Source organism: Pyxidicoccus xibeiensis (assembly GCF_024198175.1).
Classification (GTDB): domain Bacteria; phylum Myxococcota; class Myxococcia; order Myxococcales; family Myxococcaceae; genus Myxococcus; species Myxococcus xibeiensis.
In genome coordinates this window covers 495,519-521,102 of sequence record NZ_JAJVKV010000001.1, presented here as the reverse complement: position 1 = coordinate 521,102, position 25,584 = coordinate 495,519, and the positions used below count along the sequence as shown (strand labels likewise).

At 71.4% G+C, this 25,584-nt stretch carries 20 protein-coding genes; 9 read left to right on the top strand and 11 right to left on the bottom strand.

The window, feature by feature from the left end; all coding sequences use genetic code 11:
- Positions 1–89 precede the first annotated feature (89 nt).
- Complete coding sequence (locus LXT23_RS02060) at positions 90–1,394, top strand: ABC1 kinase family protein (protein ID WP_253978353.1); 1,305 nt, start codon at positions 90–92, stop codon at positions 1,392–1,394.
- Between the two features lie 40 nt (positions 1,395–1,434).
- Here LXT23_RS02060 and LXT23_RS02055 read toward each other — a convergent pair whose 3' ends face one another.
- Complete coding sequence (locus LXT23_RS02055) at positions 1,435–1,842, bottom strand: response regulator (protein WP_253978352.1); 408 nt, start codon at positions 1,840–1,842, stop codon at positions 1,435–1,437.
- Between the two features lie 339 nt (positions 1,843–2,181).
- Between LXT23_RS02055 and LXT23_RS02050 the strand changes: the two genes are divergently transcribed.
- The 3 genes from LXT23_RS02050 to LXT23_RS02040 all read left to right on the top strand — a co-directional run bounded on the left by LXT23_RS02050 (position 2,182) and on the right by LXT23_RS02040 (position 4,533).
- The gene (locus LXT23_RS02050) at positions 2,182–3,240 is read left to right on the top strand and encodes a chemotaxis protein CheB (protein WP_253978351.1); all 1,059 of its coding nucleotides are present in this window, start codon (positions 2,182–2,184) and stop codon (positions 3,238–3,240) included.
- Positions 3,241–3,370: 130 nt separating this feature from the next.
- Positions 3,371–3,649 (top strand): hypothetical protein, encoded by a 279-nt coding sequence (locus LXT23_RS02045; protein ID WP_253978350.1) that lies wholly within the window; start codon positions 3,371–3,373, stop codon positions 3,647–3,649.
- A gap of 194 nt (positions 3,650–3,843) precedes the next feature.
- A complete protein-coding gene (locus tag LXT23_RS02040; RefSeq protein WP_253978349.1) occupies positions 3,844–4,533 on the top strand; it encodes a response regulator transcription factor in 690 nt (229 codons plus the stop codon).
- A gap of 239 nt (positions 4,534–4,772) precedes the next feature.
- Here LXT23_RS02040 and LXT23_RS02035 read toward each other — a convergent pair whose 3' ends face one another.
- From LXT23_RS02035 to LXT23_RS02000, 8 genes are all read right to left on the bottom strand, one after another.
- Entirely contained in the window at positions 4,773–5,567 is a 795-nt protein-coding gene (locus tag LXT23_RS02035; protein WP_253978348.1) for a dienelactone hydrolase family protein, read from the bottom strand.
- Between the two features lie 369 nt (positions 5,568–5,936).
- Positions 5,937–6,980 carry a methyltransferase gene (locus tag LXT23_RS02030; protein WP_253978347.1) on the bottom strand — a complete coding sequence of 348 codons (1,044 nt, stop codon included), beginning with the start codon at positions 6,978–6,980 and terminating at the stop codon, positions 5,937–5,939.
- Positions 6,981–6,985: 5 nt separating this feature from the next.
- Positions 6,986–7,927, bottom strand: coding sequence for a tryptophan 2,3-dioxygenase family protein (locus LXT23_RS02025; RefSeq protein WP_253978346.1), 942 nt, complete (start codon positions 7,925–7,927; stop codon positions 6,986–6,988).
- A gap of 78 nt (positions 7,928–8,005) precedes the next feature.
- Positions 8,006–8,416, bottom strand: coding sequence for a response regulator (locus LXT23_RS02020; protein ID WP_253978345.1), 411 nt, complete (start codon positions 8,414–8,416; stop codon positions 8,006–8,008).
- Positions 8,409–11,345 carry a response regulator gene (locus tag LXT23_RS02015; RefSeq protein WP_253978344.1) on the bottom strand — a complete coding sequence of 979 codons (2,937 nt, stop codon included), beginning with the start codon at positions 11,343–11,345 and terminating at the stop codon, positions 8,409–8,411. The genes LXT23_RS02020 and LXT23_RS02015 overlap by 8 nt, the downstream gene beginning before the upstream one ends.
- Positions 11,346–11,348: 3 nt before the next feature.
- Entirely contained in the window at positions 11,349–12,512 is a 1,164-nt protein-coding gene (locus LXT23_RS02010) for an FIST signal transduction protein (RefSeq protein ID WP_253978343.1), read from the bottom strand.
- Positions 12,513–12,546: 34 nt separating this feature from the next.
- Positions 12,547–14,391, bottom strand: a complete 1,845-nt coding sequence (locus LXT23_RS02005) for a cytochrome c3 family protein (protein WP_253978342.1) — start codon at positions 14,389–14,391, stop codon at positions 12,547–12,549.
- Between the two features lie 262 nt (positions 14,392–14,653).
- The gene (locus LXT23_RS02000; RefSeq protein WP_253978341.1) at positions 14,654–16,498 is read right to left on the bottom strand and encodes a sensor histidine kinase; all 1,845 of its coding nucleotides are present in this window, start codon (positions 16,496–16,498) and stop codon (positions 14,654–14,656) included.
- Between the two features lie 241 nt (positions 16,499–16,739).
- On the opposite strand from LXT23_RS02000, the gene LXT23_RS01995 reads away from it, so the two are divergent.
- From LXT23_RS01995 to LXT23_RS01975, 5 genes are all read left to right on the top strand, one after another.
- Positions 16,740–19,805 (top strand): helicase-related protein, encoded by a 3,066-nt coding sequence (locus LXT23_RS01995; RefSeq protein ID WP_253978340.1) that lies wholly within the window; start codon positions 16,740–16,742, stop codon positions 19,803–19,805.
- A 173-nt stretch (positions 19,806–19,978) separates the two neighbouring features.
- The gene (locus tag LXT23_RS01990; RefSeq protein ID WP_253978339.1) at positions 19,979–20,770 is read left to right on the top strand and encodes a TadE/TadG family type IV pilus assembly protein; all 792 of its coding nucleotides are present in this window, start codon (positions 19,979–19,981) and stop codon (positions 20,768–20,770) included.
- Positions 20,752–22,278 carry a pilus assembly protein gene (locus tag LXT23_RS01985; RefSeq protein WP_253978338.1) on the top strand — a complete coding sequence of 509 codons (1,527 nt, stop codon included), beginning with the start codon at positions 20,752–20,754 and terminating at the stop codon, positions 22,276–22,278. The genes LXT23_RS01990 and LXT23_RS01985 overlap by 19 nt, the downstream gene beginning before the upstream one ends.
- 1 nt (position 22,279) lies before the next feature.
- Positions 22,280–23,227, top strand: coding sequence for a hypothetical protein (locus LXT23_RS01980; RefSeq protein ID WP_253978337.1), 948 nt, complete (start codon positions 22,280–22,282; stop codon positions 23,225–23,227).
- Positions 23,224–24,093, top strand: coding sequence for a hypothetical protein (locus tag LXT23_RS01975; protein ID WP_253978336.1), 870 nt, complete (start codon positions 23,224–23,226; stop codon positions 24,091–24,093). The genes LXT23_RS01980 and LXT23_RS01975 overlap by 4 nt, the downstream gene beginning before the upstream one ends.
- A gap of 19 nt (positions 24,094–24,112) precedes the next feature.
- Here LXT23_RS01975 and LXT23_RS01970 read toward each other — a convergent pair whose 3' ends face one another.
- On the bottom strand, positions 24,113–24,670 hold the full coding sequence (locus LXT23_RS01970) for a hypothetical protein (RefSeq protein ID WP_253978335.1): 558 nt from the start codon (positions 24,668–24,670) through the stop codon (positions 24,113–24,115).
- A gap of 3 nt (positions 24,671–24,673) precedes the next feature.
- Positions 24,674–25,435, bottom strand: a complete 762-nt coding sequence (locus tag LXT23_RS01965; protein ID WP_253978334.1) for a hypothetical protein — start codon at positions 25,433–25,435, stop codon at positions 24,674–24,676.
- Positions 25,436–25,584: the final 149 nt, after the last annotated feature.

Sequence of the window (25,584 nt, the reverse complement as noted above, 5' to 3'; positions counted from 1 at the left end):
TGCGCCCGCCGGCCCCCCGGCCTGGCTCGCGCAACGCGGGGGCGTACCTTGCGTCCAAGAGGCGGCTCCCCGTTAATCGAGCCCTCTCCATGGCCACGGACTCCGACGACAAGCTGCCCCCGCAGGGGCGGTTCACCCGAATGCGCAAGCTGGCCGGCCTCTCCATGCAGGTGGGGACGGACGTGCTCATGAGCGGCGCGAAGCGCCTCGCCGGCGGCACGCCGGAGCTGCTCAGCAAGGGGGCCGCGGAGAAGCTGGTCTCCACCCTGGGCGAGCTCAAGGGCGCGGCCATGAAGCTGGGCCAGGCCCTCTCCATGGACCCGGATTTGCTCACCCCCGAGGTGCGGCAGGTGCTCGCCCGCCTCCAGAACCAGGCCCCCGCCATGTCCCCGGACGTGGTGGCCCGCGTGGTGCGCGAGGAGCTGGGCGTGCCCGTGGAAGAGGCCTTCCGCGAGTTCAGCCGCGAGCCCCTGGCCGCCGCGTCGCTGGGGCAGGTGCACCGTGCCGTGCTGCCTGACGGCCGGGCGGTGGCGGTGAAGGTGCAGTACCCCGGCATCGCCGAGTCCATGGCCCATGACCTGGAGAACCTGGGCATGGTGGTGAAGACGGTGTCCATGGCGTCGAAGCTGATGGACGGCTCGGCGTACTTCAACGAGTTCCGCGGCGAGCTGCTGCTGGAGCTGGACTACCGCCGCGAGGCCGCGCTGGCGGAGGGCTTCGCGAAGAGCGTGGCGCCGCTGAAGGACCTCTACGTGCCCGGCGTCGTCTCCAGCCACAGCACCGGGCGCGTGCTGACGCTGGAGCTGCTGGAGGGGCTGACGCTGAAGGACTGGGTCCTCACCGGCGCGTCCAACGAGGAGCGCTTCCGCGTGGCGCGCCAGCTCATCCGCGCGACCTACGGGCCCTTCTTCGGCGCGGGCGAAATCCACGCGGACCCGCACCCGGGCAACTTCATGGTGATGTCGGACGGGCGGCTGGGCCTGCTCGACTTCGGCAGCATCAAGCGCTTCACCCCGCGCTTCGTGGACGCCAACCAGCGCATGTTCCTGCACGCCATGAAGCTGGAGCCCATGGACGTGCTGGGACTCAGCAAGGAAGTGGGCTTCACCACGGAGCTGCCGGACGCGGAGGCCGCCGAGCTCATCCGCGAGATTCTCCACATCGCCGGGCGCCCCATGCGCCTGACGCCGTATGACTACGCGACGTGTGAAATCACCCGCGACATGCGCAACCACTTCGCGCGCAACGCGGCGCGCTTCCTGAAAATCAAGCCGCCCGCGGAGGCGGTGATGTTCTTCCGCTCCACCGGCGGGCTGGCGCAGAACCTGCGCCTCATCGGCGCGCGCGGAGACTTCCGCGGCGTCTTCCTGGAGATGGCGGAGCTGGTGAGCTGAAGCCTCTGGCGAGAGGCTTCAGCTCGCACGCGCCTCGCCGCTACGGAGCGGCGGGAGTGGCCTCGGAGGTGCGGGCCTTCTGGTGGAACGCCACCAGCCGCTGGGCCAGCTCCTCGCCCTGCACGCTCTTGACGATGTAGCCGTCCGCGCCCGACGCCCGCGCCAGCGCGCGCAGCTTGGACTCGTCCGAGGCGGAGTAGAGGATGAACTTCGTCGCCGCCGGCGCCTGCGAGCGCGCCAGCGCCAGCACCTTGTCACCGGTGAGCGCGGGGATGTTCACGTCCAGCAGCACCAGGTCCGGCGCCGACGTGCGCACCAGGTTGGATACGCCCAGCGAGGAGCGGTGCGTGCGGACGTCGAAGTTGTAGGCGGACAGCGAGCGCTCCGCCAACGCGAGCTGGTCCTGGTCATCGTCCACGATCAGGACGCGAATCTTCGTCTCCGACATGAGTCGTCCCCCAGAGAGAGCGGATGGGTGGCAGGCCGCGTTCCTGACGTCTCCTTCAGGACCGGGCCGTATGCGAAGTATCCACTACGCGCCGCCTCCGTGTCGCCACCCCCCCGCCACATCTTCCCGCGCGTCACGGTGCTTCCCCGGAAGAGCGGGGCAGTCCGTAAACATGCGGGTGCGTCTTCACCCTGGAGGGCATGTCGGCCTTTGCGAAGCTGGCGCTCGGACATGCCAGGAGAGAGGGCAGGCAGGCGGAGTTCCGGGGGAGGCCGGCGCAGGCACCGCCCGGCGTCGGCTCGGGATTCCTAGCTTGAAGCGGAGGAAGGCGAAAGGCACATGCCCCACCACGACATCATCGTCATCGGCGCTTCCATGGGAGGCGTCGAGGCGCTCTCCGCGCTGGCGGCGCAGCTGCCCAGGGATTTGCCGGCGGCGGTGCTGGTGGTGCTGCACCTGTCGCCGCGGCACGAGAGCCTGCTGCCGGACATCCTCTCCCGGGCGGGAGCGCTGCCCGCGCGACATCCGCGGGACGGCGAGGCGCTGGAGCCCGGCACCATCTACGTGGCGCCGAATGACAGACACCTGGTGGTGGAGCCCGGGACGGTGCGGGCGGTGAAGGGGCCTCGGGAGAACGGGCACCGGCCGGCGGTGGACACGCTGTTCCGCTCGGCGGCACGCACCTATGGCTCCCGGGTGGTGGGCGTGGTGCTCACCGGGGCGCTGGACTGCGGGACGGGGGGGCTGCTCGCGGTGAAGGCGCAGGGCGGCATCGCGGTGGTGCAGGAGCCAGCCGATGCGTACTGCCCGGACATGCCCCGCAGCGCCCTGGAGTACGTGAAGGTGGACCACCGCGTGCGGCTGCGGGAGCTGGGGCCACTCCTGGAGCGGCTGGTGGCCACGCCGGTGACGCCGCGGGAGGCGGGACGCCGCCCGTCGCCCTCACGGCAGCTGCAGGCGGAGGTGAAGACGCTGACGCTGGAGGAAGACACGGTGGAAGGAGCGCCTCCGAAGTATGGGACGCCCTCGCACTTCTCGTGTCCGGACTGCGGCGGGGTGCTCCTCGAGATGAACGACGAGGGCCTGCTGCGCTTCCGGTGCCGCACGGGACATGGCTACACCGCCAGGGCCCTGGTCTCCGGGCAGCAGCAGGGCGTGGACGAGGCGCTGTGGGCCGCGCTGCGCGCGCTGGAGGAGAGCGCGGCCCTGGCCCGGCGCATGGCCACCCGGGCGCGGGAACACCAGAACCTGCACTCGGCCGAGCGCTTCAGCGAACGCGCCGAGGCGGCGGAGGCGCAGGTGCTCGTCCTGCGCGGGCTGGTGCTGGGCGGCACCCCGCAGGACGACATGGGAGTCCCGGAAGAAGAGGCGGGCCCGCTGCGGCAGCGGCACGCATGAGGCGCGGGCTCCCTTGCGCGGCACCCGGTCCAAGACAGACGACCTGGGAGGAGGGATGTGCTCGGGGTGCAGGCTGGCGTCGGGTCACCATCGGCCCCAGGTCCAATGTCGCCTGTCACCGGGCCACCCCATGTCCTACGCCATCCACATGCACTCCGCGTTGTCGTCCCTGATGGACTCGCTTCCGTCGCGGGCCCGCCAGTCCGTGCAGCTCCGGCTGGCGCGGCTGGCGGAGGCGGCCGAGCATCTGCCCGCGGGAGACCCCCGCTGGGGCCAGCTCGCCCGGCAGGAGGGCGAGGAGCTCCTCTTCTACGCGCACAGCTGCTGCGTGCGGCTGGAAGTGGAGCCGGAGCGGCGCCGCCTCGTGGTGCGGGAGCTTGGCAGGGTGCTCGTCCGGCTGCCTTCCTGACGTGACACGTTGGAACAGGAAGTCACTGTCCAAGCAACCTTGAACGTCACCTGAACATCCTTTCGTGAACAGCAAGGGGTCGCTTCTTACAGAGAAGGACTCGTGCAATCCCACCGTTGACGCTTACATCTGCGGTGGAGCGTCGCCCCCGGGTGCAGGCCGTGGGTGAGGCCGGGTTCGAAAGGACGACTGCGATGGTTGGAGAGCGAATCCGGGTTGCCATCCTGGAAGACCAGCAGGTCTTCCGGGAGTGTCTGGTCGCGGTGCTGGAAGGCGCGGGGATGGACGTGGTGGTGAGCAGCGGGCAGACGACGCAGTTCCTGGCCCGGGTGCGCGAGTCGCCGCCCGACGTCGCGGTGCTGGACCTGCGGCTGGAGGTCCCCGGGCGCGACGAGGCGGCCAGCGGGCTCACCGCGCTCCAGTGCCTGCATGACTTCTATCCCAACGTGAGGTCGCTCGTGATGTCAGGCAACGAGGAGCCCGGCCTCGTGGAGCAGTGCCTGAGCGTGGGCGCGGCCGGCTACCTCTGCAAGCAGAACGTGGGGCTGAACGAGGTGGTGGAGGCGGTGCGGCGCGTGGCGCGCGGCGAGCGGCTGCTGCCGGTGGGGCTCGGCTGGAGCTCGCCCCTCCAGGGCTTCCAGCCCCAGCCTGAGACGGGCTACACGGGCGGCGAGCTGGGCAAGCTGACGCTGCGCGAGCGCGAGGTGCTGGGCTACATCGCGGCGGGCGCGGACAACCTGAAGATTGCCGCATGCCTGGGCATCACCGAGCGCACGGTGAAGGCGCACATCACCAGCATCTACAAGAAGCTGGGCCCGGAGAACCGCACGCAGCTGGCCGTGCTCGCGTGCCAGCTGGGCGTGCAGCGGCCAGCCTCCGTCTAGGCGGGCCACTTCAGTCAGGCGACCTGACACCTGCTGCGTCACACCCGACCTGTCCACCAGGGCGACCGACTCGCGGCCAGTATCGCCGCGCCTTCCAGAAGCGCATCGTGAAGCCTGCCTCGATGCCCGTGGAGAGCCCTGCTCCCTCCCTCCCCCCCTTGGGCATCGGGGCCATGCAGCGTCCCCCCAAGACGGGCCGGGGCAGGCCATGCACGGGCTGCCCCGGTCCGTGTTCCTTGTCAGAGGCCCAAGGCCTGCGACGAGGGCTGCGTCTCCCAGCGCGAGGTGCCCAGGTGCTGGAGGAACCAGAGCCCGGCCAGCTCCACCATCTGCCGCTGCGGGTCGGGCTGCTCGAAGCGGTGGGTGGTGCCGGGGATGACCTCCAGCCGCTTCTCCGTGTTCAGCGCGGCGAAGGCCCGGCGGTGCGGCTCCAGCGCGGACGTGTCGTCCCCGCCGAGGATGAGCAGCGTGGGCGCGCGCACGCGCGACAGTACCGTGTTCGACAGGGCCAGCCGCCCGCCGCGGCACACCACCGCGTCCACGGACTCGGGCCGCAGCGCGGCGGCGGCCAGGGCCGCGCCCGCGCCGGTGTACGAGCCGAGGTAGCCCACGCGCAGGCCGCTCGTGCGGGGCGCGCGCCGCAGCCACCGCGCCACGCCCGCGAGGCGCCCGGCGAACAGGCCCAGGTTGAAGCGCAAGTCGCGCTCGCGCCAGGCCTCCTCCTCCGCCGCCGTCAGCAGGTCCACCGCCAGCGTCGCCAGCCCCTCGGCCTGGAGCATGCGGGCCACCGTCAGGTCACGTGCGCCGCGCCGGCTGCTGCCATGACCCCGGGCCAGCACCACCACGCCCGTGGCGGTGGAGGGCACCTGGAGGATGCCGCGCAGCTCCACGCCCTCGTCCACCGGCACCCGCACCTCGCCGTTGTTCGCGGGCGGCGTCCAGGCCCCTCCGAGGCCCCCCGCCGAAGTCACCAAGCCACGGACCGCCTTGCCAGCACCCTCATCCGACCTGCGTGAACCCTGCTGCTTCTTCATGCGGAGTCCTCCCCTTCGTCGGACTGCGTCAGCCTTGAAGTCGCACACCCCACGAGCAACGTAGGTTGCAGGTCACGTGCCAGCCAGGTGTGAAGCTGGGGAGCGAGCCGGAGGTGTCAGGTAGGAGTGGAAGGGGCGGCTTCCCAGAGGCGTCTGCCCAGGGCGTCGCGCAGCCAGGGTGAGTGCTGGCGTTCCTCCGCATGAGGGAAGCGTAACAGGGGGCGGGGCTCCGGGGCCACGCCCCCGCCGGTATGTGGCCCACCGGGTGCTCCCGGCCCCGTGATGGCGACAGGGCGCTCGCTTCGGGAGGGAGGCTTTCCTTTTTACGGGAGGTGGGGCCCCAGCGGGCCTGACAGCGGCGCCCGGGTGTCAGGGCTTCGTCGCCGTCACCAGCTCGAAGGGGCCGGGCAGCACCTCGGCGCGGGTGAAGCCCGTCTCGTCCAGCACGCGCAGGTAGTGCTCCACCTCGCGCAGCCGGCTCACGCACGTGTCCACGCCGATGAGGAAGTAGGACCAGAAGAACTGCGCGGCCAGCCGCTCCGGGGTGCGGAACTCCTCGCAGACGAGCACGCGGCCTCCGGAGGGCAGCGCGTCCCACGCCGCCTTCAGCAGCGCGCGCGCCGTGTCCGCCGGCCAGTCGTGCAGCACGCGGATGAAGGACAGCGCGTCGTACCCGCGCGGCAGCGGCTCCTTCAGGAAGTCCCCGCCCACGAAGCCCAGGCGCTCGGGGGGCAGGCCGTGGTGCTCGCGCGTGCGCGCCACCAGCGGCGCGGTGGCCGGCAGGTTGTAGACGTCCACCGTGAGGCCGGGGTGCTCGCGCACGAGGTGCGCCGCCAGCGTCCCGTCTCCACCGCCCACGTCCAGCAGCCGCCCGCCGTCCTTCCACAGGCGCGGGCCGTGCGCGCGGAGCGTCTCCAGAATCGGCGGCAGGCCCGCGGCCATGCTGGCCTCGAAGCCCTCCACCTGCTCCGCGGTGCGCGGGGGCCAGTCGAAGTCGGAGGGGGGCATGGCGTGCTCGCCGCGCAGCACTTCCGGCAGGCGCCCGTGCAGCTGCCGCCAGGCGTAGCGCTCGCGGTCTCTCTCCAGCGAGTGCGGGCCCAGCACGGCCTGGGCCGCCGCGCGCAGGCCGGGCACCGCCGTGTAGCGCGCGGAGTCCAGTGCATCGGAGGGCTGCTCGCGCCGCACCAGGCCGAGGCTCTCCAGGCAGTCCAGCAGCTTGTAGAGGCGGCCCGGTATCAGCCCGTGGCGCGCCGCCAGCGCGCCCAGGGTGACGGGGCCCGGCTCCAGCGCGTCCAGCAGCCCGAGCTGGAGCGCTGTCTGCACCACGTCCACCGCGCGGGCGCCGTTGAACAGCAGGTGCAGCAGCGCGCGCGGCGAGCCGCCGGGCGGCGGCGGTGCGTCCTCCGGTGCCACCGCCGTCAGGGCTCCACCGGAGGCAGGACCGCATGCACCACCGGACAGCCGCCGCCGGCGGCCTGGGCCGGGTGGACGCTCCGCTCGCCCGCCATGCAGCCGGCACGCTCGTGGGCGGCCTGGGCCTCGTGGACGCTCCGCTCTCCCACCATGCAGCCGGAACGCTCGGTGCCGGGGGCCATGCCGCCCTCGCGCCGCCACGCCGCCGTCAGCTCCACGCGCACGTCCCAGAGCTGGCGGAACAGCGGCAGCGTCATCCGCCCCACGAGCACCTGCGTGGGCAGCCCGTCCAGCGCCTTCACCGTCCGGTCCACGCCGATGGTGCGGCGCACCAGCTGGAAGTGCGCGTACAGCCAGTCCTGGAAGGACTCGTCCACGTCCACCAGCTGCTCGCAGATGCGCTTGAGGTCCTCCGGCCCGCCCGGCGTGTAGACGGACTTCAGCGTCTGCTCGCGCCGCTCCAGCAGCCGCTCCAGCGCCGCCTCCAGCCCCGCCGCCGCGTGCCGGAAGGTGTTGTAGCCGGGGGACTCCTGGCCGCTGCCGTTGCCCAGGCTGCGCCGGATGACCTGGTAGACTTCCGGCGTCATCGTCTCCAGCACCGCCAGCTCCGAGCCCAGCGTGCGCAGCACCCGGGTCAGCCGCTCCAGCCGGGCCGACGCCCCCCACAGCACGTCCCCGTCCAGCTCCGCCACCAGCTCCACCGTCTCGCGCGAGGCCAGCTTCAGCCACAGCTCCTGCGCCTGGTGCACCAGCTGGAACATCAGCTCGTCGTGCGCGATGCGCTCTGCCTCCGGCGACTGCAGCGACAGCAGCGTGGGCGTCTTGAGGTACAGCTCGTAGTCCAGCTCGCCGCGCCCCACCCACTTCTTCAGCAGGGGGTTGAAGAGCGGAGAAGAGAGTTCGGCAAGTAGCTTTTCGGCGTGACTGTAATCAGGGGCCGTGTTCATGGGGCCCTCCGGAGGGGGGGACTTCGGAAGGTGGTGCGTGAGGCACCGGGCCGCCAAGGGGGAGGAGGCCCGGGTGTGTCAGGTGGCGGGAGCGGGAGTGGGCGTCGGAGGGCTGGGCTTCAGCCGGAAGGCGCGGAGCCGCTTGGCGAGCTCCTCACCCTGGACGCTCTTGGAGATGTAGCCGTCGGCGCCCGAGGCGAGCGCGAGCGAGCGCAGCTTCGACTCGTCCGAGGCGGAGTAGAGGATGAACTTGGTCTTCTGGGACGCGTACTGGCGCGCCAGGTTGACGACCTTGTCACCCTTGAGGGCGGGGAAGTTCACGTCGATGAGGACGAAGTCCGGCTCCACGGAGCGGACGAGGTTGGAGACGCCCAGCGCGGAGGTGTGCGTGAGCACCTCGAACCCGTACGAGCTCAGTGAGCGCTGTACGAGGTCGAGCAGGTCCGGGTCGTCGTCCACCACCAGGACGCGCGCTTTCTCTTCAGCCATGGGTTCTCCCTAGATGCTTGCGAATCATCTCGAGCAACTGATCACGATCAAGGGGCTTGGTGAGGTACGCGGTGCATCCGGCCGCGTGCGCCTTGTCCTGGTACTCGCGTCCGGCGTGGGCCGTGACGGCGATGACGGGCACGTTCGCCGCCGAGGGCAGGGCTCGGAAGCGACGTGTCACCTCCCAGCCGTCCAGGCGCGGCAGGGAGAGGTCCATGAGGATGAGGTCCGGCGCGTCGCGGGTGGCGCGCTCCAGGCCGTGCTCGCCGTCCTCGGCCTCGATGACCTCGAAGAGGCCGCCGAGGTAGCGGCGGACGATGTCGCGGTTCTGCGCGCTGTCCTCCACGTAGAGGATGCGCGGCAGCTTGCTGGCGCTGGCGGCGCGCTGGGACAAGAGCAGGCCCTTGGCCTGGGCGATGACGTCCTCCAGCGCGTGGCCGCCCTTGCGCACGAAGCCGGCGAAGCCGTCGCGCAGCAGGGCCTCCTCCTCGTCGGAGAGCGTCTTGCCGGTGAGCACCACCACGGGCACCTGGAGCTTCTCCGCGCGCAGCCGGCGCAGCACCTCGAAGCCGTCCAGGTTGGGCATCATCAAGTCCAGCACGACGAGCGCGGGCGGTGAGACGCGGGCCTTGAGCAGGGCGTCCTCGCCGCTGCGGGCCTCGGCGGTGGAGAAGCCGGCGCGGCGCAGGTTGCGGCTGACCAGCTCGCGGGTGGAGGCGTCGTCGTCCACCACCAGCACCTCGCCCACCTGGGCGGACGTGCCCGTCTGGCCGAGGCAGCGCTGCACCACCTCCACCAGCCGCTCGGGCTCCACCGGCTTGACGAGGTACTCGCACGCGCCCAGCGAGAAGCCGCGCGCACGCTGCTCCTCCACGGAGATGAGGATGACGGGGATGCCGGACAGCGAGGGCTCGCCCTTGAGCTGGCTGAGCACGGACCAGCCGTCCAGCTTGGGCAGGTGGATGTCCAGGAGGATGGCCTGGGGCTTGAGCTCGCGGGCGCGCTTGAGGGCGGCGATGCCGTCCTCGGCCGCCACCACCTTGAAGCCCGCGGGCTCCAGCTGCCCGGCGACGAGCTGCTGCATGAGCGGGTCGTCGTCCACCACCAGCACCGTGCTGCCCGGAGGGGCCATGGTGCCCACGTGCTGCGCCACCTCGTGGACCGGGATGCCGCGCTCCAGGTGCGCGCCGGTGCTGGGGGCGGCGAGCGGGTTCTCCACGGCCTGCGGCAGCCGCACCGTGAAGGTGGAGCCTCGGCCCAGCGTGGAGGTGACGGACACGGTGCCGCCCAGCACGCGCGACAGCTCGCGGACGATGGCCAGGCCCAGGCCGGTGCCGCCCACCTTGCGCGTGGTGGAGCCGTCCACCTGGCGGAACTTCTCGAAGATGAAGGGCAGCTGGTCGGAGGGGATGCCGACGCCGGTGTCCTCCACCGTCAGCACCACGTCGTTGCCCGAGGGCACGACGCTCAGCGCCACCTCGCCCGTGTCGGTGAACTTGGCGGCGTTGCTGAGCAGGTTCAGCATGATCTGCCGCAGCTTCAGCGCGTCCGACTGGAGCAGCCGCGTCGACGGGTCGATGTGCGTGGTGAGGGCCACGTCCTTGCCCTTGAGGTACTCCTTCACCGTGGCCATGCACTCGTCGGCCAGCTCCTGCAGGTCCACCGGCTCGGTCACGACCTCCACGCGGCCGGCCTCGATCTTGGACAGGTCCAGGATGTCGTTGATGAGCGCCAGCAGTGTCTTGGCGTTCGTCTTGACGACGTTGAGGTCCCGGCGGCCATGGGCCGTCAGGCGGTTGCCCTCCTCGCGCATCAGGAGGTCGCAGTAGCCGATGATGCCGTTGAGCGGCGTGCGGATTTCATGGCTGAAGTTGGCCAGGAACTCGCTCTTGAGGCGGGCGGCGGCCTCGGCCTCGCGGGCGCGCTCCTCCTCGTTGCGCTTGGCGATGGCCAGCTCCTGGGCCAGCCGGTCCAGGTCCTCGTTCTGCTGGCGGATGATTTCCATCTGCAGCGCGCGCTGCTGGTAGGACGCCAGCGAGCGGGCGGAGACGGCCCGGGTGCGCTTGACTTCCTCGAGGCTGGCGGCGAGCTGCTTGTTGGCGGCGACGAGCTCCGTCTGGGACGCGCGCAGCATCTCCTCGCGCTGCTTGCGCTCGGTGATGTCCTCGGTGACGCCCAGCACGTAGCGCGCGACGCCGTTCTCGTCGAGCAGCGGCAGCTTGCGGGTGGCGAAGATGCGGTCCTCGCCGTCCGCGCGGGCCACCTCCTCGAAGGACTTCATCTTCCGCGACTCGAGGATTTCGGTGTCGATGGCGACGAAGGAGTCCGCCTGCTCCTTGGGGAAGTAGTCGTGGTCCAGCTTCCCCAGCAGCCACTGCTTGGTGACGCGGAAGGCGTCCGCGAAGGTCTTGTTGGCCACCACCAGCCGGCGCGTCTGTGCGTCCTTCACGAAGAGGACGAAGGGGAGCGCGTCGATGATGTTTTCCATCAGGTAGTTGATGCGCACCAGCTCGCCGGCGGTGGCGCTGTGGCGGGCGCGGTCCGCCGTCATCCGCAGCTCGCGGCGCACCACGGGGGCCAGCCGGCTGAAGCGGTCCTCGGTGACGTAGTCGAGCGCCCCGACGCGCACGCTGGCCTCCAGCGTGTCCTCGCTCCACTCGCGCGACACCACCACGAAGGGCAGGTCCCTGCCGTACTTGCGCCAGATGGCCTGGACCTCGGAGAAGCCCAGGCCCGGCAGCTCGGAGCCGATGAGGGCGAGCGACCAGGTGCCCGACAGCGCGGCCTCCACGGCGGCCGCCGTCTGGGCCCGCTCGGTCTTCACCGAGAGACCTGCCTTGGCGAGCGTTTCCTCCACCCGCTGGCACTCACGCTCGCTGCCCACCAGCAGCAGGGAGGCGTTGTCCGCCGAGGTCTCCGAGATAGGCATGGCTCAGTTCGCCCCAAACACCAGCGTGGTCAGCGTCGTATTGATGTGGAACCCCGAGTAGATCTCGAAGTGCACGTTCATCCCAGCGGCGGTGGGTGCGGCCTTGAGGGTTTCCGCCAGTTGGGGCACGGTGTTGGTGGCGCTCGCGTACCACATGCGCCCACCGCAGTGGAACAGGAGAGCGGCCTGGGGGTTCTGCACCCGCCGGGGGAGCTCGTCGGTGAAGAAGCTGCGCGTCATGCCGGCCATGTCGCCCAGCTTCATCAGCTCCAGCTCGGTGCCTTCTTCCAGGAGGTTGGCGAAGAGGATGGAGCCGTCGTCCTGGGGCTTCCAGGCGGCGCGGATGAAGTACTCGCGGCCCACGCGCAGGGCGGTGGGGCGCACGGCGAAGCCATGGGGGGTGCCGAACTCCAGCTGGCTGACGTCCTCCACGCCGAGGATTTCCGCGTAGCGCTTCGCGGCCGGCCGGCCGTCGATTTCCAGGGCGCGGGTGTGGCTCTCGTCCACCTTGGTGATGGTGAGCTTCTCGCCGGTGGGGACGTACCAGTGGGAGCGCAGGGCGGCCCAGGGGGCATTCGTGCGGAACAGGGCCACCAGCACCGCGTCCCCGGCGACCTCGCCGTCCACGTGGACGAGGGCGGACTGGCGGGCCGGGTCGCGGTTGTCGTCGCTGGCGCCGCCGCCGACGAGCACCAGCGTCTGGCTCTTCTCCAGGATGCCCAGCAGCAGCTCTTCCTTCTTGTAGCGGAAGCCATCGTCGATGACGAGGCCCACGTACTTGCGCGGGTCCAGGTCCTGCTGGCGCACGCCCAGGTCGTCGCAGGCGCGTTTGATGGCGGCGGCGCCCGCGCCGATGGCGTCCACGGACAGGCCGCTGCCCAGGCCCAGGCCGATGTCGAAGTCACCCGACAGCGCGCCCAGCACCACGCTGCCCTCGTGGATGCCGGTGTTGTCCAGCTCGCCCGCGGTGGTGGCGCCGATGAGGCGCGTGCCCGGGGGCAGCCTGGCGCGCACCGCGCGGTTGAGGGCCACCTGGTCTCGCTGACGCGAGGCGAACATCGTCACCAGCTTGGGGGTGGTGCCCCCCAGCTGGCTGAGGAGGTCCTCCGCGGCGGCATCCGGCTCCTTCAGCGTGGTTCGGGCCGTCTGCATCTTCACTTGAGCCATGGAGGACCTCCGGGGGTGTGACGGGCGGAAGCGACTAGAGGCCGCTGCCCGGGTGCTGATTATGGCAGGCCCCGGTGCATTGATTAAACGACTCCGGCCCACCTCCCACGTACATGCTCTCGATGGGGCCGAACTTCTCCACGTGGCTGTCCGGGTAGCTCTTGTGGCAGGACAGGCAGGCTGCCTTGCTGGTGCGCTGGATGCTCTCCTTCGTCAGGTGGCAGGACGAGCACTGGTGCAGGGGCGCGTCGAACCGGTTGGAGCGCGAGTGGATGAAGTGGGTCCGCACGAAGATGGGGCCCTCCAGCTCGAACTCCAGCGGCGAGTGGCAGCCGGCGCAGGTGGCGCGGTTGTCGTTGGCGTGGAGGACTTCGCTCAGCTCGCCTCCCTGGCTGTGGCAGCTGGTGCAGGGGCCGGTGGTGAGCGTGGCCTGGGTGCGCTGCTTCGTGCCCACCTGGATTTCGATGGTGGTGGAGCCCGGCAGGTCCTCGCCCAGGTACACGCGGCGGCCCTTGGCCGTCACCAGGTAGGTGCCCGCGGGGGCGTTGGCGGGGAGGGTGAACTGGAAGGTGTCCGTGTTGACGACGTTCCAGAGGTTCGGGTCGATGAAGGCGCCGCCGAAGAGGATGTTGGAGAAGGGCAGGGTGGCGAACTGGGAGAAGACGCCGTCGCGCTCCAGCGTGCCCACCACCTGCTCGTCCACGTCGGGGTCCAGGAAGGCGCCCAGGCCGACGATGGAGCGGATGGGCTGGACGTTCTGCGCCGGCCCGACGATTTGCGTCATCAGCATGCGCTCGCGGTGCTTGCGGCGGTAGTACGTCGTCGTCGCGTCGAAGAAGGCGCGGTAGTAGTTGAGGCCCGACTCGGTGCCGTCCGGCGCCACGTCATTGTAGGGCGGCAGCACGCCCTTGGGGTGCAGGGGCTTGCCCGCGCCGTCCATCAGGGTGAGCTGGAAGGAGATCTCGGTGCCCGGGGCGTAGGTGCCGTCCGCGCGGGGCGGGGTGAGGGGCTCGAGCGCCAGCTTGAAGCCGTAGGCGTACTCGGGGTTCTTCACCTGCTCCACGGGGATGGAGTACGGCGCGAACGGGCGCAGGCTCCAGCGCAGGCGCAGGGAGGTCGTGTTCGGGTGGAAGGTGAGGGTGCGCGATTTGGCGTGGTCATACGCGTTGCGCAGCTCCACCAGGGCCTCCTCCTCGAAGGAGGTGGACGCGGAGCAGTCCGTCCGGGTGGTGCAGCCGGTGGCCGTCTGGATGGCGCGGAAGCGGCGCACGAAGAAGTCGTCCGTCTTCGGGCGGCGGTCGTACTCGCTGCCCACGTTCAAGAGCACCGGCAGGCCCGTGAGGCGGCCGAACCGGTCCACCGGCTCCACGGTGAAGACGCTGGGCACGTCCATCCAGGCCGCGTCCCGGTAGAAGCGGCGGCGGGTGAAGGGCGCGCCCAGGCCGGTGGACTCCTGGTCCACCTGCCGCACGCCGCTCCAGCCCAGGCCCGCGAAGTCGCTGTTGGTGCGCAGCGTCCTCAGGCCCTCGTCACGCGTCGACTGGACGAAGGCGCGGAGGTCGATCTGGTTGATGTAGAAGGTGCCGCCCGCGCGCACGCGCAGGGGGCGCCCCACGCCGTTCTCCACCTCCAGGGCCAGCGCCACCGCCTTCGCGGACCCCGGGCGCCGCTCCTCCTCACCCGCCGTCACCGCCTGGGCTTGCCCTGCCAGCTGCTCCCCGTCCTCCAGCTCCGCCGCATCCCCCACGTCCTGCCCGCCACAGGCGAGCAGCAACACCGTCAGGGAGGACAGCAGGGCCGAGCGCCCTGCTGCCCGGGCCAGGGGCTTGCGCGAAACAGACCCGTCGCGACACGCCGGGGGGGCTCCAAGTCCACCCATGGTGAATCTCCTCGTACGTTCAAAAGCGGACGCCTGTATGGCGCCCCAGGCCAGCGGACCCTGTAGCCCTTCGCCTGCTGGCGAGTGGGGCCGGGCCTCTCCCGTTTCCGGGTTTCCCCGGTTCGAGCCTTTTTAGCCGTACGAAGATTATCTGCAACGAACAGATGGGTTCAACTTCTGGGAAAATAATCCGCTGTAAGTCGAACCATAAGTGTCAGCCGCTGGATACCTCCTGGACTGGGGGTGCAGTTTTCATTCAGCGTTATGCCCGGGCTTCAGCGGGCGGGCAGGCGGTGACGCGCGGCGTCCTCGGCAATTCAACCGTGAATTCCGCGCCTTCTCCGCTCCGGCTCTGCACGCGGATGACGCCGCCGTGGGCCTCGATGAGCTGGCGGACGATGTAGAGGCCCAGGCCGGTGCCGGTGTGCTGCGTGCCCGCGTGGACGCGCTGGAAGCGGCGGAACAGGCGCTGCTGGTCCTCCTGGGCGATGCCGATGCCGCCGTCCCTCACGGTGAAGCGGGCGTGGTCCGCGTCCGCGTGGATGCAGACCTCCACGGGCTGGCCCCGGCCGAACTTGAGGGCGTTGCTGAGCAGGTTGGTGACGACGCGGTCCAGGCGCTGGCGGTCCCACTGGCCGGTGGCGCTCTCCTCCACGCGCAAGGAGAGGGCGCAGCCGGCGGCGGCGGCCTGGTCCGAGTGGCGGTCCATCACCTCGCGCACCAGCTTCGCGAGGTCCAGCTCCTCGGTGTCCAGCACCATGCGGCCCGCGGACAGGCGGGACAGGTCCAGCAGGTTGTGCACCAGCCGGCCCAGGCGCCGCGTCTCGGTTTCAGCGCCGCTCAGCCCGTCGCGCATCCGCGGGTCCTGCGAGCCTTCCAGCAGGCGCAGCCGCCGCAGCCGCAGCTGGAGCGAGCTGAGCGGGTTGCCCAAATCGTGCGCGGCCACGCCGATGAGCTCGAGCGCGTCCTGCGCCTCGGCCAGCAGCCGCGCGTTGTCCAGCGCCAGCGCGGCGCGCGCGGCCAGCTCCTCCATGAAGGCGCGGTCCACCTCGCCGAAGCGGTGGTGCGAGCGGGTGGACAGCAGGCACAGCGCGCCCAGCACGCGCGTGCCCACCGCCAGCGGCACGGTGAGGGCGGACGTCACGCCCAGCGTGTGGAGCAGCTCGCCATGCGCGGTGCCCACGAGCGCCTGCGGGGGCCGGGCCCCGTCCAGCTCCGGCAGCAGCTCGCTGCGGCCGGTGCGCACCACGCGGTAGGGGCCCACCTCGCCCTCGTCCGGGCAGCGCAGCAGCGGCTCCCACAGCCGGCTCGCGGCGTCCGTGTCCGCGCACGCCACCGCCTGGGGCCGCACGGTGCCGTCCTCGGACGGCAGGAAGAGGATGCACGCGTCCGCCACCTCGGGCACGCACAGGCGGGTGAGGGCCTCGCCCACCTCGCGCGCGCCGGACAGCGGCTGGAGGACGCGGCCGGCCTCGGCGAAGAGGGCCTGGGCGCGCTCCATGCGGCGGCGCTCGGTGATGTCGCGCGTCACCTCCACGAAGCCGCGGGGCCGGCCCCGCCCGTCACACTGCGAGGTGAGCAGCGTCTCCGCCCAGAAGCGCGTGCCGTCGCGGCGGATGCGCCAGCCCTCGGACAGCAGGCGCCCCTCGCGGGTGGCGCGCTCGCGGTGGGCGCGCGGCACGCCCGCGGCCACCTCGTCCTCCGGGTAGAGCCGGTCGGCGTCCTGCCCGAGCACGTCCGCCTCCGACCAGCCGCTCAGCCGCGCGGCGCCGGCGCTCCACGCGGTGACGCGGCCATGCCGGTCCAGGAAGCACAGCGCGTAGTCGGTGACGCCATCCATCAGCAGCTGCAGGCGCTGCTCGTTGTGCTCGTGCCGCGCGTGGAGCGGGGCCAGCGCGCGGTGGAGGACGAAGCCCAGCGAACCCACGCCCGCCAGGCCCAGCAGGCCCAGCAACATCGCCTCGGGCAGCGTGCCCCGGGCCGCGCTTCCCGAAATCAGCTCTGCATGTACCGCGGACAGCAGCGTGCCCAGTAGCAACAACCCAACCATCAAGCAGGCGGACAGACCCGCGCCCACTCGCTGAGCGAACGTCCAACGGCGCATCATGTGGCACTCCCCCCCAGCCGCACCGCGAAGGGCGTGCGACAGGCCGAGCCAGCATCACAGATGTGATCCACTGAAAACATCACCCCAATGGACGGGGCGGAGTGACCCCAGGGGGGATGGGACCGGACTCTGCGCCAGTGTCGTTTCCGGGCCCCCATGCGGAGGCCTTCATGGAGATGGCCATTGGAATGCCGGGGGGTTATGAGGCTGGCCCCCCATTTTCCAGGGGCCTGTCCTCCCTATGTCCCTCGTCGAAGGTTCGAAGGTCCGCTACCTCCCGCAGCCCGAATGGGGTGTGGGACACCTGATGTCCTTTCAGGAGGACGGCGCCAAGGCGCTCGTCTCCTTCCCCGCGCGCGAGGATGCGCCGGTGCTGGTGTCCACCAAGGGGGGCGCGCTGGTGCAGTACCCGCTGCCCCCGGGCGAGCCGGTGGTGACGTACAAGGGCCGGCTGGCGCTGGTCATCCGCGAGGAGCCGGGCGCGCGCGGCCTGCGCCGCTACGTGCTGCGCTACGCGGACGACGGGGAGGAGGACGAGCTGCCCGAGTCCGAGGTGCGCGCGCTGCCGCCGCGCTCCGATTTGCTGTCCACGCTGCGCGAGGGGCGGGTGGGCGACGCGAAGGCCTTCACCCTGCGCAAGCAGGCGCTGGTGCTGGACGACGAGCGCCGCTGCGACGCGCTGGGCGCGCTGCTGGCCAGCCGCATCATGGTGAAGCCGCACCAGGTGGGCGTGGTGCAGCGCGTGCTGTCCGCGCGCCGGCCCCGCTTCGTGCTGGCGGACGAGGTGGGCCTGGGCAAGACGATTGAGGCGGGCATGGTGTTCAGCGCGCTGCGCCTGTCGGGCCTGGCGCGCCGCTGCCTCGTGGTGGCGCCCAGCCACCTCACCGTGCAGTGGCTGGTGGAGCTGTTCCACAAGTTCAACCAGCTCTTCACGCTGATGGACTCGGACCGGTACGAGCAGTCCCTCAAGGAGGCGCCGGGCGTCTCCCCGTGGGCGCGTTTCCCGCTGGTGGTGACCAGCCTGGAACTGCTGTCGCGCGGCGCGGACCACCGCCGCGAGCTGGCCGCGGACGACGCCTTCTGGGACCTGGTCATCGTGGACGAGGCGCACCACCTCAAGGGCGAGAAGGCCTTCGAGGCCGCCAGCGTGCTGGCGAAGAACAGCTGGGGCCTGCTGCTGCTCACCGCCACGCCCATGCAGCTGGACCCGGCGGAGTACCACGGGCTGCTCACCCTCATCGACGCGGCCACCGCGCCCACGGTGGCGGGCTTCGAGGCGCGCCTCGAGCGCCAGGAGGAGCTGTCCGCCGCGGTGCGCGCGCTGATGGACGGGGGAAAGTCTGGCGGGAAGGCCTCCGCCGCGGTGCAGGCGCTGGCGAAGCGCTTCCCCGAGGACACGAAGCTGGCGGGGCTCAAGGACAGGGACGCGCTGCTCCAGCACCTGGCGGAGACGTACAGCCTCAGCGACAGGCTGGTGCGCAACCGCCGCGCGGTGGTGGGCGGCTTCTCCACGCGCCGGCTGCACCGCCACCCGGTGGAGCTGCCGGCCGAGGAGCTGAAGGTCCGCGACGCCGCGCGGGCCACGCTGGCCGAAGGCACCCTGCGCGGCGCGCCGCTGGGCAACGTGCTGCGCCGGCTGGAGTCCAGCCCCGCCGCCTTCGCGGGCGCGGTGAAGACCAACCCCGCCTTCAAGGGCCGGGCGGACGCGCTGAAGCTGCCCTCGCGCGACGCGAAGTTCGTCACCTTCCTGGGCGTGCTGCGCGGCGTCTGGAAGGCGGAGCCGGCGGCCAAGGTGCTCGTCTTCACCGAGAGCCGCGACACGCTGGAGATGCTCCAGTCGGAGCTGGGCCGCGAGGGCGTGGAGGCGCTGGGCTACCACGGCGACTTGCCGCTGGTGGAGCGGGACAGGCAGGTGGCGCGCTTCAGGGACCCGGAGGGCCCCAAGCTGTTGCTGTGCACGGAGGTGGGCGGCGAGGGCCGCAACTTCCAGTTCGCGCACCACCTGGTGCACTACGATTTGCCCTGGAGCCCGTCCACGGTGGAGCAGCGCATCGGCCGCCTGGACCGCATCGGCCAGACGCACCCGGTGGAAATCCACGTCTTCGACCCGGCGGGCACGCTGGCGTCGGACGTGCTGATGCTGCTGGCGGATGCCGTCGGCGTCTTCGGCGAGACGGTGGGCGGCCTGGACGCGGTGCTGGAGGAGGTGGAGGACCGGCTGGCGGAGCTGGCCCTGCTGCCGCGAGAGGCCCGCATGGCCTACGCCCAGGAGCTGAAGGCGAAGGTGGAGGCCGCCCGTGCGCAGGTGAAGCGCGCGTATGACCCGCTGCTGGACGTGCGCAGCTTCGACAAGCCGGCGGTGGAGCGGCTGGTGAAGCGCGCCCAGGAGCGCATGGGCATCGAGGCCGACGAGGACGAGGACGGGGAGGACGGCGAGGCCGGAAGCGTCGAGGACGGCCTGTGGGGCGTGGCCAGGGATTTGGACGAGCGCCTGGAGGAGTCCGTCACCGAGCTGGCGCGCCGGGTGGGCATCGGCGTGGACACGGACGAGCAGGTGGAGGCGTTCCAGGTGGCCTTCCAGTTCGGCCACGCGCTCAAGGTGGACGGGCTGCCGGGCATCGACGTGATGGAGGACCGGACGCTCCTGGGCACCTTCTGGCGCGACACGGCGGTGGAGGCGGAGGAGCTGGAGTACTTCGCCACCGGCCACCCGCTGGTGGAGGCCCTCTTCGGCTTCCTGCGCGACGGGCCCTATGGCCGCAGCGCGTTCCGCTACATCGAGAAGCGCGGGCCCATGAAGGCGCGCGGGGTGGAGCTGCTCTACCACGTGCAGCTGCCGGAGCCGGAGGACACCTCGCCGGGCGCGCGCGTGCCCAGCCGGCAGCTGGCGCGCTTCCTGGAGCGCACGCTCCTGCACGTGGCGGTGGTGGAGGGTGCCACGGGCCCGAAGGCGGACACCACGGTGCTGGCCGCGCTGGAGACGGAAGGGCGGACGCTCAAGGGCGACGAGGTGACGCGGGCGTTTCCGGGCTTCGGCCCCTTCGTGGACGCGTCCGTGCCGGTGGGCCAGAAGGCCGCCGAGGCGGAGCTGGCGAAGCTGGCCACCCGGGCGCGCAAGGGCATCGAAGGCGAGCGGGACGCCGCCGTGGAGCGCCTGCGCCTGTCCCTGGCCCACCAGGGCCTGCCCGCCGACGCCGTCGAGGCCCAGCTGGACGCCGAGCGCACCCACTACGAGCGGCTGCTGAAGGCCCTCTCCGGGGCCAGGGTCATCCTCGACTCCGCCTGCGGTTTCGTCATCAACCGCTGAAAAGCACGAAAACTGAGACGGGAGTAACGTCCGGCCCTCTACGTTGGGAGGGCTCCGTCTTGTCTTCTCACAGCCAGGCTGTAGACATGGCAGTGACACTGTGCGCGAATGTGAGGGCTCGTCCACATGACCGATTCCTCAATCACCCAGAAACGGGGAATTCGTAGGGTCTGATGCTCCCCCCATCCCCCGCGCGCACAGGACGTCAGTCAGGACAGGCCGCGGTGGAGGCGGCGCTGACGTTGCCATTGGTGGTGTTCCTGGTGCTGGGGACGCTGCAGCTCTTCATGATGCTGCAGGCGCGCATCCTGGCGCAGGTGGCGGTGTACCGGGCGGTGCGGGCGGGCAGCCTGAACCACGGCAACTGCCTGCCGATGACGCACGCGGCGCTGGTGACGATGCTGCCCACGGTGGCGCGCACGGACAGCGGCCAGCGGCTGGCGGAGGCCTTCTCGCCCCGGCGCCACAACCACTACCGGGTGACGAGCTCCACCGGGCAGTCCTTCAACGGCCCCCTGGTGGAAATCGTGCGCGAGTCGCCGGACGCCTCCTGGGCGCAGGGGCTGGTGGGCAACGAGGACCTGCTGTTCGACGCGCCCACCAACGACGCGCGCGCGCTGCGGGCCCGCACGTTGGAGATCCGCATGGTGGCCTGGTACTACATGCGCATTCCGTTCGCGAACTGGGTGATGAGCCGCATGCTGCTCGCCCACTTCCAGCTGAAGCGCTACACCGCCGCCAACCCGCTGATGCCCGTGCAGCGAAGGGCGGCCTGGTGGGGCGAGACGGACGCGACGCTCGGCCGTGACGGGTGGCCGGGCGGAGACCTGGGCGACCGCATGGTGCAATGGAGCAACCAGGGGCACTACCTCTTCCCCATCCAGGTCAACGCGGCCATGCGGATGATGACGCCCGTCATGTCCGAGTACTTCCAGGGAGGTCCCGCGTGCAATCCCCACGGCTGACGACGCGTGCGCGCGGGCAGGCGCTGGTGCTCTTCGCGCTGACGCTGCTGCTCCTGTCGGTGATGGTGCTGATGACGCTGGGCTTCGGCATGCGCGCCAAGGAGCGCGTCGAAATCCAGATGGCGGCGGACGCGGCGGCCTACAGCCAGGCGGTGGCCACCGCGCGGACGTTCAATGCGATTGCGGTGATGAACCGGGCCCAGGTGGCGCACATGGTGGCCATGGCCGGCACCCAGGCGCTCATCAGCCACAGCAGCCAGGAGTTCGCGGCGCACAACGCGGTGTGCCCGGGGGACATCCTCCCGTCGGAGTGGCACGACGCGGACATGGCCGCGGGCGCGCAGGTCAAGAGCCTGCAGGGCCAGGCGGGCACCCTGTACCGGGCCGGGCTCACCATCTACGCGGAGCTGCTCGGGGAGCACGTGCTGGAGCAGAAGCTCGCCAGGCGCGTGGCCCGGGCGGCGAACCCGGAGCTGCAGGCCGTGCAGGAGGGTGCGTCCAAGTCCTTCTCCGAGCTGAACGGTGGCAACCAGGTCCCCAGCCACGGCGACCTGATGAACGCGATGCGCGGCGGCGGGGTGGTCTGCGGTCCGAATGGCGGCGCGGTGTGCCCCGCGGGCGGCGCGGGCCGGGCGTCCCTCAACGCCACCATGGGCAGCCTGGGCTGGACGTGGGTGCACAACCGGCCCGGGGGCAGCGCGGGCTTCGGCGCCGGGGCGACGCGCAACGCGGGCTTCACCCACTACTCCAGCGCGGCGGCCATGGACCCGGCCACCTACGACACTGTCTCCGGCCGCAACTCGTGGGGGCATGACCACGGGCGCGCGGTGATTCCCACGCGCTGCCGCTCGCGGCCTCCGACGCCGGCTGCGGCGACGGATGCGTGGGTGATGTCCGACGAGGAGCAGACGCACGAGGACCAGCACGTCTACGGCGCGCGCGTGCCGCCGGGCCAGTCGCCCGAGAATGGCGAGCCCACGTGGCAGGCGCACACGCTGGGCGCGTGCGTGTCGTGCCCCGGCATCTGGCCCTTCTCCATCGCCTACAACGTGGCCGCGCTGAACCTGGGCGCGGCCGACCAGTACGGGCAGCCCAAGCTGTACGCGCTGCTGCACCGGGACTACGCCACCCGGCCGCCGGACCCGTGGAACCTCTTCTTCCGCTTCCGCTTCAACGCGGAGACGGACAAGGCCTTCGACAACGCCAGCCCGCTGGGCCGCATCCAGGCCACCGGGCGCGAGGACGTGCAGCGCAACCAGGTGGCCCTGTCGGCGGGCATCGCCTACTACCACCGGCCGCGCCCCGCGATGGAGGGCGGCGGCTGGCGCGAGCCTCCCAACTTCCTCAACCCCTTCTGGCGCGCCACGCTGGTGAGCGCCGAGGGTGCCAGCGACGACCGGCCCGCGGACAGCCTGTCACGCGCGGGCTTCACCGAGCACGCGCAGGCGCTGCGGCGTCTGGTGAGCGAGGGCTACCGGGGCGGCGGTCCGACGGGCAGGGGGTACTGACATGCGCTCGCGCGTCGCCCGTGGACAGGCGCTGGTGGAGACGGCGCTGGCCCTCATGGTGTTCGTCACCATCCTCGTGTTCGGCATCTACTTCGCCGAGGTGGGGGCCCTGACGCTCAAGGTGCAGGAGGCCGCCAACTTCGCGCTCTGGGATGCCACGGCCCGGGTGATGCACGACCCGCAGGCGCGCGAGTGGGGCCGGCCGGGACCCGTGCGGGCCGCGGCGACCGAGGCGGACGGGCGCTACGTGGACTTCGACGGCCGCGAGCGCATGGGCGGCACGGGCATGCCCATCCAGCAGGCGATTGCGCGGGCCCAGCCCATCCAGGTGACGTGTGAGGAGGGGCTGCCCGCGGGCGTGCGGGGCCTCGGCCCGGGGGCTGCGGGCCCGGCGCTGGCCGCCGCGATGAACGTGGAGCTGCAGGGCATGGCGTGCACGGCGTCCTCGAGCATCCGGGCGGTGCGGGTGGGCCCGTTCATGGAGGGCCGGCGCGGCTTCTTCCAGGAGTCGCACCGGCGCGCGGCGGCGGCGTTCACCGTCTGCGCGGCGGGGCGCGCCCGGGGTGGCACCTGCGATGGCCGCTTCGGGCTGATGCTGGATGACTGGGGGCTGTCGGGGGTGGAGGAGGGCCGCTCGTGCGCGCTCAACATCAACGGCGCGCCGCGGTGCAACAACCCCGACTACTACCAGTGGACGGAGCGCATCTTCCGGGCGAATGGCGGCGGCGGCGGCGCCGGGTCCGCGCTCGCCGGGCTGGTGGGGGCGGCCTCCGTCAACGAGGACCAGTTCTTCATGAGCTTCCGTGGCGAGGAGGACAGCTACGAGGAGGACCTCGGCTCCACGCACGCGGGCGGTCAGCCTCGCTGGGAGGTGACGCCCTACAGCGCGCGGAACTCTCCCAGCTATGCCATCCACCGGGAGAACCGCTGGCTCGGAGTGCCCCGGTGAGAGTGGCGCTCGCGGTGCTGTCCGGGGTCTTCCTCCTCGGCGCGGCTCCCGCGTCCCGTGACGGCGACGCGGCTGCGGAAGGCCCGGCGGCGGGCGCCGTGGTTGCGCAAGCCCCGGTGCGTGCCCCCCAGGCTTCGGGCCGTCCGGCTGCGGGCACTCCCATTGTGGCCGCGGGCCGAGCGGCGTCAGTCGCCCCCGCGCCAACGACGCCGGCCCCCGCCGCACGGAGCGGTGATTCCGCGCCGCGCTTCGCCTGGCCGCGGCTGCGCGTGCTGGAGCACGTGGAGTCGAGTGAAATCGTCGAGGCCGGAGGCGTGCCCGTCGCCCTGCGCGCGCTGCGCGTGAAGGAGGGCCCCGCGGAGCTGGTGCAGCGCCTTGCCGACGCCTTCCGCGACGGAGGCCTCTACGTCCCGCCCGGCCGCGAGCAGCCCCAGTTCGCCAGCGGCGCGGCGATGCTCACCGCCGTCGATGCGCAGCGGCGCATCACCTACACCGCCATCATCCAGCCCCACGAGGACGGCACCACCACGCTCTACCTCGGCGAGGCCAACCACGCGCTGCGCCGCGAGCCCATCGCCGCGGGAGACTTCGCGCCGCTGCCCCCCGGCGCCAGCCAGGTGCTGCGCGTGGGCGGAGAGAGCACCCGGACGCTGGCCTTCCACGTGCCCCTGTCCGCGCGGGACGTGGACGCCTTCTACGCCCGCGCGCTGGCGCAGCACGGCTGGAAGCGCGCCGAGGGCGAGGCGGACGTCTACACGCGCCCCGGAGAGGAGCTGCGCGTGGTGCGCGAGCCGGGCGCGGGGGGGCAGCTCGCGGTGGTGCTCATCCACCGGGGCCAGGTGCCCGCGCCTCCCGGCGTGCCCTGAGCCGCGGGCCGCGGCCGCCTCAGGCGCGCAGCTTCTCGCGCAGCGCCTTGGCGCGGCCCTGCATGTCGGGGTCCATGCTGGTCAGCTCCACGGACTTCAGGCGCTGATCCAGGCTCTGCGGCACCTTCGTCTTCAGCTTGCCCTCGTCCGAGAGCACCTCCAGCTTCGCCAGCGCCTTGTCGACGATGCGCTCGCGCGGGTGGTCCAGCAGGCTGTCGAGGAAGTACACGTCCTCGGGCAGTTCCGGGTACTTCTCCAGGTAGTCCACCACGGCCTTCACCCAGTCGGCGCGCGTCTCGGACTCGGTCACCTTCAGCATGGCCTGCTTCTGGGCCTTGCGCTTGCCCTCGGGGTCGAACGTCTTCGCCAGCCCCTCCGGCAGCTCGCCGCCGGTGAAGAGCGAGTCGGCGGCGGCCTTGTACTTCTCGTAGCTCGCGCTGCGCTCAATCTTCTGCTGCGCGGGGTCATCCTGCCGGGAGTGGTACTTGCTGCCCTTGCCGCGCCCCGCGTCGATTTCACGCCAGCTCTTGGTGCGCTTGCCGGAGAAGCCGCCGTTGTCGTCCCTGTCCTTGGCCATCCTTCATCTCCCCTTGCGCGCGCTCCAGAGCGCCGCGAGTCCGCGATGGACGAGACGCCGCACCCCCTCCAGCTCCTGGGAGGAAAGGGGCTGCTCCTCGTCCTGCTCCGCCTCGAAAAGCGCCTCGTCCGCGTACGCCCGAAGCGGCTGCGGCACGGGTGGCGCTTCCGTGTCCGCCTCCAGTACCGCCGGGTCCACGGAGCTGAGTCCCGGTGGCCAGCCCAGCTCCAGCATGGCGTGCATCTCGAAGAGGAGGTGACGGGCGACGCCATATCCTTCGTCCGTGAGCCCCATGCCGTCAAGCGCGCCCAGCAACGCGTCCTGCCGGTTCTCGAACGAGTGGCCCAGCCGCGTGCGCGCCTTCTCGTCGTCTTCCAGGTAACGCCAGGCGGCCTCCACGAATTCACCCGTCGGCTCCCCCGGGTGGAAGGCGCCGGGCGGCGGGGGCTTCACCTTCTTCGGCCGGGGCGGGCGGGGGCCGTCATCCACCCGCACAGCCTTGCCTTCCTCCACCAGGTCCCAGAGCCCCAGCAGGTTCTGGAACAGGCGCCGGGCGATGTCCGGCGAGGGAAAGCGCGGCTCGTCCTCGAAGAGGGTGGGGATGACGTCGTTGTAGGGCGTGCCCTCGGCCTGGGCGGCCTGCATGCGGGCAAGCACCTGGGCGCTGTTCATGGAACTGCCAGACAGGTCCAGCAGTCCGTCGAGCGTCTGCGCGCCCTCGAACTGGCGTTGGAAGTCGGGGCTCTTGTCACGGGAGCGGCTCATTCGGGCGGGACGCTAAGCACAGCGGGCGGGCGGGCGCACGTGGCTTCAGTCCTCCAGGACGTCTCCGGTGAAGGGCGTGTCCCGGCGGGCGTCTGGGGAATGATGGCCATGGGCTGACTCCTCGGGGATAGTCCCGCGCGTGCGAGGTG

Bases quoted from the DNA above. Each gene is read 5' to 3' on its own strand.
- LXT23_RS02025 (WP_253978346.1), bottom strand. From the start codon at position 7,927: ATGAACACGGCCCCTGATTACAGTCACGCCGAAAAGCTACTTGCCGAA.
- LXT23_RS02060 (WP_253978353.1), top strand. From the start codon at position 90: ATGGCCACGGACTCCGACGACAAGCTGCCCCCGCAGGGGCGGTTCACC.
- LXT23_RS01995 (WP_253978340.1), top strand. From the start codon at position 16,740: ATGTCCCTCGTCGAAGGTTCGAAGGTCCGCTACCTCCCGCAGCCCGAA.
- LXT23_RS02020 (WP_253978345.1), bottom strand. From the start codon at position 8,416: ATGGCTGAAGAGAAAGCGCGCGTCCTGGTGGTGGACGACGACCCGGAC.
- LXT23_RS02040 (WP_253978349.1), top strand. From the start codon at position 3,844: ATGGTTGGAGAGCGAATCCGGGTTGCCATCCTGGAAGACCAGCAGGTC.
- LXT23_RS01990 (WP_253978339.1), top strand. From the start codon at position 19,979: ATGCTCCCCCCATCCCCCGCGCGCACAGGACGTCAGTCAGGACAGGCC.
- LXT23_RS02015 (WP_253978344.1), bottom strand. From the start codon at position 11,345: ATGCCTATCTCGGAGACCTCGGCGGACAACGCCTCCCTGCTGCTGGTG.
- LXT23_RS02035 (WP_253978348.1), bottom strand. From the start codon at position 5,567: ATGAAGAAGCAGCAGGGTTCACGCAGGTCGGATGAGGGTGCTGGCAAG.
- LXT23_RS02010 (WP_253978343.1), bottom strand. From the start codon at position 12,512: ATGGCTCAAGTGAAGATGCAGACGGCCCGAACCACGCTGAAGGAGCCG.
- LXT23_RS02055 (WP_253978352.1), bottom strand. From the start codon at position 1,842: ATGTCGGAGACGAAGATTCGCGTCCTGATCGTGGACGATGACCAGGAC.
- LXT23_RS02000 (WP_253978341.1), bottom strand. From the start codon at position 16,498: ATGATGCGCCGTTGGACGTTCGCTCAGCGAGTGGGCGCGGGTCTGTCC.
- LXT23_RS02050 (WP_253978351.1), top strand. From the start codon at position 2,182: ATGCCCCACCACGACATCATCGTCATCGGCGCTTCCATGGGAGGCGTC.
- LXT23_RS02005 (WP_253978342.1), bottom strand. From the start codon at position 14,391: ATGGGTGGACTTGGAGCCCCCCCGGCGTGTCGCGACGGGTCTGTTTCG.
- LXT23_RS01980 (WP_253978337.1), top strand. From the start codon at position 22,280: ATGCGCTCGCGCGTCGCCCGTGGACAGGCGCTGGTGGAGACGGCGCTG.
- LXT23_RS02045 (WP_253978350.1), top strand. From the start codon at position 3,371: ATGTCCTACGCCATCCACATGCACTCCGCGTTGTCGTCCCTGATGGAC.
- LXT23_RS01970 (WP_253978335.1), bottom strand. From the start codon at position 24,670: ATGGCCAAGGACAGGGACGACAACGGCGGCTTCTCCGGCAAGCGCACC.
- LXT23_RS01965 (WP_253978334.1), bottom strand. From the start codon at position 25,435: ATGAGCCGCTCCCGTGACAAGAGCCCCGACTTCCAACGCCAGTTCGAG.